Origin of the sequence: Bradyrhizobium sp. STM 3809, from assembly GCF_000239795.1 — a bacterium.
In the GTDB taxonomy this organism is placed as follows: Bacteria; Pseudomonadota; Alphaproteobacteria; order Rhizobiales; family Xanthobacteraceae; genus Bradyrhizobium.
Genome location: NZ_CAFJ01000592.1, coordinates 1 through 8,881 on the forward strand (window position 1 = coordinate 1; position 8,881 = coordinate 8,881).

An 8,881-nucleotide genomic window follows, 5' to 3' on the forward strand; every position below is an offset into this window, starting at 1 on the left:
CCTGCACGGTTGCGCGCTGCAGGGCTCCGCGCGGCTTCGACAGCACCGCGCTGCCGAGATCGGCATCCTTCACCTTCCTGTTACCCTCGAAGGCGACCCGGTCGAGCACCTTTGCTTCTGCGAGCCGCACCACGATCTGCCCGTCGATGCGGCTGATCTTCACATCCTCGAACAGTCCGGTCGCCACCAGCGCCTTCAGGCCGGCATCGAGCGCGGCAGCATCGTAACGGCCGTTCGCATCGGCATGAAACTGGGACCGCACCATCTCGGCATCGACGCGCCGATTCCCCTGCACCGCAACGGTTTCGGCGGATGCGGCCATGACTGGAGACAACAACACGGACAGCGTCGCGACGACGGGGGCGGCCTGTCGCAAGCTGCCGAAGCGGGGGAGACGCCGGATCCTGGCGTTCATGGTGTGCGCTCCTGCCTGCTCGTCATCGGCGCAATGCAAGTGCGGGGGGACGGCCAAATCATGTCAGCGCCGTGGAGACACGGCGTCGCGCGATCACAGCTGCGAAGGCTGTCCCGCGGCCCGGAACCATTGATGGCCGCAGAATCGACGCAGATCGGATTCAAACGCCTGGGACGATCGCGTCGTCTCACGCGTCAGCGGATGCCGACGCGGCGAACGCTTGTCGGGAGCAGATCATGCGCGCCATCGCCCTGGCCCTCATCGCTTGTACCTTCGTTCAATCGGCACTTGCCGCAGCGGTCGTCCCCGATATCGACCCACGCGCCTCGCTGGGTGTCGTCCAGAACTGGATCTACAACTATCGCACCAAGCCCGACTACGCCCATGTGCCGGCGGCGGTGCGGGTGCTATTCCATTCGCAGACGTTCAAGGAGCCGGAGAACTCCGGGATCTATCTCGGCTTCATTGCGGGCGCGATCGGCTCGAATCCGGCGAAGGCCGAACAGCTCGTCAACAGCTTCTTCCCCGTTCCGCCCGAGGAGGAATGGGTGATCGTGCGTGCCATCGCGTATTCGGGACTGCCGGAGTGGCGCAATCTGCTGCGCAAGGTCGCGCCGAAGATGCCGGGCCGCCGCGTCATGATCGACGGCTATCTCAGCGGCACGCAGCCGGTCCTGATGGAGATCCCTCTGGAGGAACCCAAGCCGGGCATGATGGACAAGCTGCGCGGCACGCTGACGCAGAATCCATTCAAGAAGGAGGAGCGCAAGCTCGACACGCGTCTCAGCTACGCGACGCACCAGGATCTGCTCGATATTCTCTGGGGCTATTATTTTGCGACCGGCTCGCGCGTGCCGATCCAGCGCATCGTTCAGATGCTGCCGTGGTCGAAGAGCCGAGACACTGTCGAGAAGCTCACCATCGGCAGCATGGCGCGCTATACGCTGGCGAGCTACGCCGTGCGCGATGCAAGTCTGCGCGACTATCTCCGCGAGGAGCTCGCGCGGCAGTCGGGCCCGGTCAAGGAGCCGCTGCGCGAGGTGGTCGAGGCGGCGGATACGGTGCAACTCGGCGCGGTGCGCAAGGATGCCGTCGCCGCGGTCGACGAGCTCAAGCTCAAGGGATCCGATGCGCGCCGTGACATGGATTTCTGGGGCCAGCTCGGTGTCGGCGCATTGGCGCTCGGCTGTGTCTCGGCCGCCGCGCTCGGGCAGGTCGCCGTCGGCATTCCCTGCGTCATCGGCGGCTCGGCCTCGCAGGGACTGCTCTCGTTCTGGGAGAAGCAGCAATAGGAATAACGGTCGGAACGGACCGGCGTTGGCGTTATTGTGGGGTATGGACCGCCTGAACGCGAAAACGCTGGCAAGTCTGGTCATCCTGCTGCTCGCGATGGGCGCCGTGATCTTCGGTGTGGCCGGCAGCTTGGCTTACTGGCAGGCTTGGCTGTTCCTGCTGATCTATTTCTTCTTGTCCCTCTGCGTCTCGATCGACCTCATGCGGCGAGATCGTGCCCTGCTGGAGCGGCGCATGAGGGGAGGGCCGTTTGCCGAGAAGGAGCCGGTTCAGCGCCTGATCATGACGATCATTTCCTTGTGGTTCATCGGATTGCTGTCAGTCCCGGCGCTTGACCACCGCTTCGACTGGTCTCACATGAGCGTGCCGGCCGTGCTCGGTGGCGACGTCTTGGTGGTCGCCGGCTTCGTCGGGATCTGGCGCGTCTTCCGTGAAAACACCTTCTCGGCCGCGACCGTCGACGTCGTTCACGATCAGATTGTGATATCGACCGGCCCGTACGCGATCGTGCGTCATCCGATGTATGCGGCGGCTCTGGTGCTGCTGACGGGCGTCCCGATCGCCTTGGGATCCTGGTGGGGGCTTGCAATGACGATCGTCATTCTCCCCATCCTGATGTGGCGCCTGCTGCACGAGGAGGCCGTGCTCGCGGAGCGCTTGTCCGGTTATGCGGCGTATCAGGGAAGCGTGCGGTGGCGGCTGGTGCCGCTTGTCTGGTGAGCGCGGGCCGGCACCGGGTGGGACCTTCATTCTCAGCCATCCGGCTGTTGAAGGAGATCACTCGAAAGTTGCGGCTCCCGCCATAGTTTCAACGAAAAGTTGTTTTTCGGTCCAATCCCGGTTCGGGCGCCGGAACGCTTTCAAAAAATCAGGACAGGCTGACCTTGACCGCCGTGGGATAGACCGGCTCGCGATGAATCTCAGCGCCGGACTCGTCGACGACGACGATCGAAAGCCGGCGATCGGTGATCCTCGGATCGTGCCGAAGCCGACGGGCCAAGTCCCGGCTGTGCTCGATGGCGCCGGCACTCGTCGCAAATTCCAGGCCGGTGCGGTCCCTGGTCGGAACGCCATCCTTCATGTCGAAATAGTACGTGCGCATGGTCTTCCTGCGGCCATTGTATTCAAGGGAGCCGGACACGGAGCCGAAGCGGAAACCGCAGTCCGTAATCCTCCCACTCGAACTATAGAAGACCTCTAATATGGAGGACAAGCTTACCTCCACTGTAATCCCCCTTCATCGTTCGGTAAACGACCGTTTTTGCTGGTATGCAGCATCAAAAACTGCCAGAACGCTCAAATTGCGTCGTTAAATTCGACCGTTTGGTCAGTTCGACTTGCTGCAGGAGTTGTTCCCTGGCATACTTTCAACCTGATCGAGTTCCACGCGATCGATTCCCAGATTGCCCATCCGAGGATTAGGGTCGCAGCCGCCCAAAACCAACACGCTCAACCTCAGCTGCTGCACTATCCCCTTGCGTGCGAGGGCTTTCAGGTTCGCTGAGGACTGGCATTGCCGTTTCTGCCAAAGGTGCGAGATGAAGAATCAAACTTTCATCGCGGAGCTGCACACCAAGCTCGGAGCTCCATCGAGCGAAGCGGTCGAGAGTCTGCGGCTCCTGAAGGCATTTTTGAAGATGGCGCCGGGCCAACGTATCGAGTTGATTGAAATGATCGAGCGTCTCACCTCCGAGTCGCATGCGGAAACCGATCTGCCGTTGTCCTGATCCTCACGCCCTTGCCGCAGGTCTGGCGGGTGAGCGATCTGAAAATCGCAAAAGTTGCAGTCGTCTGTTTGGATCGATCTCATTCCGGCCGGCACCAGGATGCCGTCGCTGGCTATCGTGGCCCCGCCTTACATCGCCTTGAACTCGCGTCGGCCCACTTCTGAGAGGGCGTGTCGGAACGCGCTGCATGTCCTGGCGGGAGAAGCGCCAGCGGCGCGCGCCGGGTCGCCGGCCTGCGCCTGGCCGCCACCGAAGCATCCTGTCGCTGCCGATTCCGGAACGCGTCGGTTTGCTTTCGAGTTAACGCCGGCGTTCGCGTTGGGGCCGCTGCGGCCATGCCCTCTGCAATCGACCTAAGGCTTCAGTAAAATGCCACGGGTATAAAGCAGAAAATTTGAGTCAGATCCGCCGCTGCGAAGCGCAGGGGGAGGGCCAATGACCAACGTCATTCCGTTTCGCATCCAGACAGTCTCGCTCGGTGGCGCGTCCGCAACGGCCTACGGTCCAGATGCCGCTGCGATTGCAACTGCGCGGAGGCACGATGTCGCGCGTTCGGGCGCGGCTGACGTCCGGGATGATCTCCGGAAGACCGTCATCCTGCTTGATCTTGCTTTGCAGCATGCGCGAGAGCTCGCGGGCTTCGTGACTGATGAGCGCGCGCAAGGGATGTTCGATCGTCATCTCGCCTCGATCGAGTATTCACTTCAGATCGCGCGCGAAAGAATGGCTGCGTCCTGACAGCTCGGCCAGCGGCCCCCTTCGTAGCCATTTGCACGGGGACGCAAGCAGCCGGATATGGTAGTTGGGGTGTCGTGGAGGACGCAACAATGACCCCAACCAAACTGGAAGTGCCTGCGGAGCTGCGCGATCTTGCCGATAAGACCATCGCGCAGGCGGAAAGGGCCTTCGAGATGTTCTTCGACGCCGCCGGCAAATCGATCGGCTCTGTTCCCGGACCGGCCGCCGACATGTCCAAGCAGGCGCTCACCCTCACCGAGCAGAATATCAAGACGGCGTTCGAGCATGCCCGCAAGCTCGTCCACGCCACCGAACTGGAAGAGGCGATGCGGATTCAATCCGAGTTCCTGCGCAGCCAGTTCACCAATGCCGGCGAGCACATGAAGACGATCACGACGAGCATCATGTCAGCGGCAACGAAGGCCACCGAGCCCAAGTCGTGAGCCGTGACGTCGGCCGTTGCGCGACAGGTCGTCCGTCATGCGGAGCGGCGGCGATCCGGCCGCCGCTTGGGACCTACTTGCGCAGCGACCCGATATAGGCGGCGATATCGGCCGCCTCGAGGCGACTGAGGGGAAAGCTCGGCATCTTGGGATGAGGGTCGAGCAGGAAGAACGCGACCTTCTCCGGAGTAAAATCCGCCTTCTGCGCGATCTCGGCGAATGAGGGGACGTCGGCGCTCGCCTGCTTCTGCGTTCCTTCGATCAGGTGGCACGAGGAACACCAGCGCCGCGCAAGGTCGCGGCCATGATCCGCATCGGCGGACCGCGCCGAGGTCGACACGGCCGTCGCCGCCAGGACCGCCAGAATTCTGATCAACAAGGCGCGCATCCGTCACTCCGATGTTGGGAAGGGCTTAGCCGTGCTCGATGCCGGCCGTTGCGGCAACGGCAGCTCGCTGGACAGGGACAATGTGGTTGGGGCGGCGTGCCGCGGTCAGCTGCAGCACGACCGCGGAAAGTGTGACAGGTCGATGCGGCTGACGATCGCCTTGATGAAAGTGCCGAGCCGGCGCAGCAGTGACGGGCCAGCCGTGTGAGCTGCCGTCAACTCATCTGCAATGGTGGACATGTCGTGCCCTCCCTGTCGCTCGGCGTCTTTCCGGTGCGCCTGTTGACGAGGTGCAGGCGCCCGCATGCTGGGCATGCGACCGCTTCGTAGGCATCGGCGTGTTCGGCCCAGGGCGACGCCGTCAAGCCGATCTGCACGTTCGATCCCGTCTGGGAGCAGCGAAAGACAAGGGTTTCCATTGCCTGACCATGACGGATCCAGGCATGCATGCCTTGATCTGTCTCAACAGGGTGGATAACCAATCGCGCTTCGCGTGTGCGCCGCGAGAACCTCAGGTGAGGCTGTGCGACGTCGCCTTGGCCATCTCCAGGCGGTCAGCGACATTGGCGGCCGTAACGGAACCCGTCTGAGTTGCGCGGAGAGCGGCGTCGATCTTCGACTTCACCCGCCGAGCGGCCAGGGCGGCGAGCCGCGTTTGGGTTCGCCCGGTCTTGACCTGATCGCCGAACTCGTACCGCCATTCCCAAATGTCCGGTTCAGCAGTCGCCACGACCGTATATTGGACACCTCGGTGGATCACGGAACCCCCCTTTAACTCTTCCACTGCAAGTCAACGTCTAACCAGCTTACAATCAATCCGGGAAAATACGGGAGTGGAACAATTGCCAACCGGAGCGATCGTGAGATGGTTAACACCACCATGCCGACAATGTTCCTATGCACGCACGGTTCCCGTGCACACTTTTCTGGCAGCCGCATCTTCAGAACACCGGAACAGGCGCGGCGCTGCGCGACTGACGACAACACACGCGAATTCTGAAACGACATCGCGCATGTAAGCGGATAGTTTCAGACCGGTCGTCACAAGGTTCCATCGCCCGCGGATGCTCGAAGGCGCATGCCAGATCCAATTTCAGACGAAGCTGGACGCCGAAGCGGTGATCCAGAGCTGGGGAAGATCGCTGCTGTCTGTGAAACGAACAACGGGCGTCGCGATCTCCGGCTGGATGCGTGCCGCGGTCTGGCGCTGTGGTTCATCTTCGTCGATCATGTGCCGGACAATTCGCTGGCGTGGCTGACGTTGCGGAACTACGGCTTCAGCGACACCTCCGAGGTGTTCGTCTTCATCTCAGGCTATACCTGCATGATCGCCTATGGCGGAGCGGTGGCGACGCAGGGCTGGGTGACGACGGTGGTGCGCGCGCTGCGACGCGCCTGGGAGATCTACGCGGCGTTCCTGGTGCTGCTGCTCGCCTATGCGGCGCTGGTGTGGGTGATCGGTGATGGCACCCGCTTCGTCGATGAGACCAACACCGGTTTCTTCTTTCGCGAGCCCGGTCCGACGCTCGTCCACGTCGCGCTGCTGCAGTTTGCACCCGTCAACACCGACATCCTGCTGACCTTCGCGATCCTGCACATCTGCTTTCCGATCGTGCTCTGGCTGATGATGTCGAGCGCGACGGTGACGCTCGTGCTCTCCTTCCTGCTCTACATGATGGTCCAGCTGTTCAGCTGGCAGGTGCCGGCCTGGCCGAGCGGCGAACTCTACTTCAACCCGTTCGCCTGGCAGTTCCTGTTCGTGATCGGCGCCTGTTACGCCTATGGCGGCCGAGAGAGGCTGGATCCGCTGCTGCGCTCACGCGCCCTTCTGATCGCGGCGCTCGCTTATCTCGGCTTCAGCCTGTTCATGGCCTTGAGCTGGGAGTTCAAGAGTCTCGAAAGCCTGATTCCCCCGGCCATCAGCGGCCTGATCTATCCGATCTACAAGAGCCATCTCGCGCCGGTACGGCTGCTGCATTTCCTGTCGCTGGCCTTCGTGGTGTCGCGGCTGGCGCCGCCGCAGTGGCACGGCCCGATCCGTCCGCTGATGACGGCGATGATCAGATGCGGCGAGAACTCGCTGTCGATCTACTGCATCGGAGTGCTGCTGGCCTTTGTCGGCCAGGTGGTGCTGACCGACGTCGCGGGCGGCTTTGCGATGCAGCTGCTGATCAGCGTCACCGGCATCGCCGTCATGGTGCTCGCCGCCACGCTGCTGACGTGGGAATCGCAGGTCGACCGACGCGGGCCGCGGCTGTTCTGATCGCCCTCAACGCCGGCGCGCGACCGCCACGCCGCACAGGAACGCGACGAACAGGCTGGCGAGAGGAGCCTCGCGCGTGACCGCGCTCAAGGTGGACAGCACCGTTCCCGGCCGGCGCGCGTCCCTTGCGACCGCGCTCAACCGGTCGACCGCGGCGCTGAGAGTCCCCACCACCTCGCCGAGCGAGCGGGACAGGTCGGTGGCGGTGTCGAGCGCGCGTTCGGCGACGCCCGGCTGCGGAGGTGTTTCGAACGATTCGCTGCTCACTTTCATTGCCTTCTCGACGCGTCATCGGCCGGATTGAGATGTCACCCTCGACGTGAGTCGCGACGTTCCAGGCAATGCCGGCTGTGGAGATTGGTTCCCTGCGCTCCGGGCCGGTTGGAAATCCGGTGGATCCTGGCGCCTCGGGGCGCCATTCCGGCGCGAGGCTCGTTATGGTCGGACGGACGAGAAAGGATACACCGTGGCTTCATTCGATACAGCATCGCCGCATCGTATCGCCGTGCTCGGTGCGCCGATCGATCTCGGTGCCTCCGTGCGCGGCACGCTGATGGGACCGGCGGCGCTGCGGACCGCTGGTCTCGTCCCGGTGCTGGAAAGTCTCGGGCTCGAGGTCACGGATTATGGCGATGTCGGCATCGCCGACGTGGCCGAGCTCCGCGACGAGCCACCTGCGAGCGCCAAGCATTATCGTCAAATCCAGCGCTGGTCGCGCGTGCTGGCGCGCCGCAGCTACGAACTGGCGCAGACCGGGGCCATTCCGGTCTTCCTCGGCGGCGACCATTCGCTGTCGATGGGATCGGTGAATGGCGTCGCGCGGCATTGCCGCGATATCGGGCGCGAACTGTTCGTGCTCTGGCTCGATGCGCATGCCGACTACAACACGCCGGAGACGACCATCACCGCCAACATGCACGGCATGTCCGCTGCCTTCCTGTGCGGCGAACCGGGTCTCGACGGCCTGCTCGGCGACGAGCCGCGGGTCGGCCTCTCATCGGCGCAGCTCGAACTGTTCGGCATCCGCTCGGTCGACAAGGCGGAGAAGGATCTGCTGCGGCTGCGGCGCGTCAGCATTGTCGACATGCGCGCCATCGACGAGTTCGGCGTCGGCGTCCTGATGCGCCGGATCCTCGACAAGGTCCGGGCCCGCAACGGCCTCCTGCATGTCAGCTTCGACGTCGACTTCCTCGATCCGGAGGTGGCGCCAGGCGTCGGCACCACCGTGCCGGGCGGCGCGACCTATCGCGAGGCGCATCTCATCATGGAGCTGCTGCACGATTCCGGGCTGGTCTGCTCGGTCGACATCGTCGAGCTCAATCCGTTTCTCGACGATCGCGGCAAGACCGCGCGCGTCGCGGTCGAACTGATCGGCAGCCTGTTCGGCCAGCAGATCATCGATCGGCCGACGCCGACCAATGCGATCGTGCCGGACCCGTAGCCGGATCTCTTTTCGGCTGTTGGTGGGGAATGCGGATGCCTCTCGCGCAAGAGGCATCCGCAACGCCGCGATCAATAGCGCGCGTCGTACATCTTCGATTCGACGAAGCCGAGCAGGTCGTTCGGCGCAGGGCCGGTGGCGAGTCCGTTCTGATAGGCAACGCCCGCAACCGC

Annotated in this window: 13 protein-coding genes and 1 pseudogene; 7 read left to right on the forward strand and 7 right to left on the reverse strand. The window is 63.4% G+C overall.

Translation table 11 applies throughout. The features are described 5' to 3' along the window. A pseudogene (locus BRAS3809_RS26740) lies at window positions 1-472 on the reverse strand (hypothetical protein); the annotation flags it as partial. 179 nt (window positions 473-651) lie between these two features. Between BRAS3809_RS26740 and BRAS3809_RS26745 the strand changes: the two are divergent. Together BRAS3809_RS26745 and BRAS3809_RS26750 are read left to right on the forward strand one after the other, a co-directional pair. Then, complete coding sequence (locus tag BRAS3809_RS26745; RefSeq protein ID WP_008965131.1) at window positions 652-1,707, forward strand: hypothetical protein; 1,056 nt, start codon at window positions 652-654, stop codon at window positions 1,705-1,707. 43 nt (window positions 1,708-1,750) lie between these two features. Beyond that, window positions 1,751-2,428, forward strand: a complete 678-nt coding sequence (locus BRAS3809_RS26750) for a methyltransferase family protein (protein WP_008965132.1) — start codon at window positions 1,751-1,753, stop codon at window positions 2,426-2,428. A gap of 148 nt (window positions 2,429-2,576) precedes the next feature. Here BRAS3809_RS26750 and BRAS3809_RS26755 read toward each other — a convergent pair whose 3' ends face one another. Next, on the reverse strand, window positions 2,577-2,810 hold the full coding sequence (locus tag BRAS3809_RS26755) for a DUF6894 family protein (protein ID WP_008965133.1): 234 nt from the start codon (window positions 2,808-2,810) through the stop codon (window positions 2,577-2,579). Window positions 2,811-3,246: 436 nt separating this feature from the next. Here BRAS3809_RS26755 and BRAS3809_RS26760 point away from each other — a divergent pair, with 436 nt between their 5' ends. The 3 genes from BRAS3809_RS26760 (at window position 3,247) to BRAS3809_RS26770 (ending at window position 4,616) form a co-directional block, all read left to right on the forward strand. Further along, entirely contained in the window at window positions 3,247-3,435 is a 189-nt protein-coding gene (locus tag BRAS3809_RS26760; protein WP_008965134.1) for a hypothetical protein, read from the forward strand. A gap of 435 nt (window positions 3,436-3,870) precedes the next feature. Beyond that, window positions 3,871-4,173: a hypothetical protein gene (locus tag BRAS3809_RS26765; RefSeq protein WP_035658855.1), complete on the forward strand. Its 303-nt coding sequence runs from the start codon at window positions 3,871-3,873 to the stop codon at window positions 4,171-4,173. Window positions 4,174-4,262: 89 nt separating this feature from the next. Next, a complete protein-coding gene (locus tag BRAS3809_RS26770) occupies window positions 4,263-4,616 on the forward strand; it encodes a phasin (protein ID WP_008965136.1) in 354 nt (117 codons plus the stop codon). A gap of 73 nt (window positions 4,617-4,689) precedes the next feature. On the opposite strand, the gene BRAS3809_RS26775 is transcribed toward BRAS3809_RS26770, so the two are convergent. From BRAS3809_RS26775 to BRAS3809_RS37470, 4 genes are all read right to left on the reverse strand, one after another. Further along, window positions 4,690-5,004 carry a c-type cytochrome gene (locus BRAS3809_RS26775; RefSeq protein WP_008965137.1) on the reverse strand — a complete coding sequence of 105 codons (315 nt, stop codon included), beginning with the start codon at window positions 5,002-5,004 and terminating at the stop codon, window positions 4,690-4,692. Between the two features lie 105 nt (window positions 5,005-5,109). Beyond that, on the reverse strand, window positions 5,110-5,244 hold the full coding sequence (locus BRAS3809_RS37650) for a hypothetical protein (protein ID WP_008965138.1): 135 nt from the start codon (window positions 5,242-5,244) through the stop codon (window positions 5,110-5,112). 271 nt (window positions 5,245-5,515) lie between these two features. Then, on the reverse strand, window positions 5,516-5,764 hold the full coding sequence (locus BRAS3809_RS26780; RefSeq protein WP_008965139.1) for a hypothetical protein: 249 nt from the start codon (window positions 5,762-5,764) through the stop codon (window positions 5,516-5,518). Window positions 5,765-6,097: 333 nt separating this feature from the next. Then, on the reverse strand, window positions 6,098-6,235 hold the full coding sequence (locus BRAS3809_RS37470; protein ID WP_240535774.1) for a hypothetical protein: 138 nt from the start codon (window positions 6,233-6,235) through the stop codon (window positions 6,098-6,100). Between BRAS3809_RS37470 and BRAS3809_RS26785 the strand changes: the two genes are divergently transcribed. After that, on the forward strand, window positions 6,236-7,267 hold the full coding sequence (locus BRAS3809_RS26785; RefSeq protein ID WP_240535775.1) for an OpgC domain-containing protein: 1,032 nt from the start codon (window positions 6,236-6,238) through the stop codon (window positions 7,265-7,267). A gap of 6 nt (window positions 7,268-7,273) precedes the next feature. On the opposite strand, the gene BRAS3809_RS26790 is transcribed toward BRAS3809_RS26785, so the two are convergent. Further along, window positions 7,274-7,534 carry a hypothetical protein gene (locus BRAS3809_RS26790; RefSeq protein WP_008965141.1) on the reverse strand — a complete coding sequence of 87 codons (261 nt, stop codon included), beginning with the start codon at window positions 7,532-7,534 and terminating at the stop codon, window positions 7,274-7,276. 199 nt (window positions 7,535-7,733) lie between these two features. On the opposite strand from BRAS3809_RS26790, the gene rocF reads away from it, so the two are divergent. Further along, on the forward strand, window positions 7,734-8,708 hold the full coding sequence (rocF, locus tag BRAS3809_RS26795) for an arginase (protein WP_008965142.1): 975 nt from the start codon (window positions 7,734-7,736) through the stop codon (window positions 8,706-8,708). Window positions 8,709-8,881 lie beyond the last annotated feature (173 nt).

Bases quoted from the DNA above. Each gene is read 5' to 3' on its own strand.
- BRAS3809_RS26755 (WP_008965133.1), bottom strand. From the start codon at position 2,810: ATGCGCACGTACTATTTCGACATGAAGGATGGCGTTCCGACCAGGGAC.
- BRAS3809_RS26760 (WP_008965134.1), top strand. From the start codon at position 3,247: ATGAAGAATCAAACTTTCATCGCGGAGCTGCACACCAAGCTCGGAGCT.
- BRAS3809_RS26750 (WP_008965132.1), top strand. From the start codon at position 1,751: ATGGACCGCCTGAACGCGAAAACGCTGGCAAGTCTGGTCATCCTGCTG.
- BRAS3809_RS37650 (WP_008965138.1), bottom strand. From the start codon at position 5,244: ATGTCCACCATTGCAGATGAGTTGACGGCAGCTCACACGGCTGGCCCG.
- BRAS3809_RS26745 (WP_008965131.1), top strand. From the start codon at position 652: ATGCGCGCCATCGCCCTGGCCCTCATCGCTTGTACCTTCGTTCAATCG.
- BRAS3809_RS26770 (WP_008965136.1), top strand. From the start codon at position 4,263: ATGACCCCAACCAAACTGGAAGTGCCTGCGGAGCTGCGCGATCTTGCC.
- BRAS3809_RS26775 (WP_008965137.1), bottom strand. From the start codon at position 5,004: ATGCGCGCCTTGTTGATCAGAATTCTGGCGGTCCTGGCGGCGACGGCC.
- BRAS3809_RS26765 (WP_035658855.1), top strand. From the start codon at position 3,871: ATGACCAACGTCATTCCGTTTCGCATCCAGACAGTCTCGCTCGGTGGC.
- BRAS3809_RS37470 (WP_240535774.1), bottom strand. From the start codon at position 6,235: ATGATCGACGAAGATGAACCACAGCGCCAGACCGCGGCACGCATCCAG.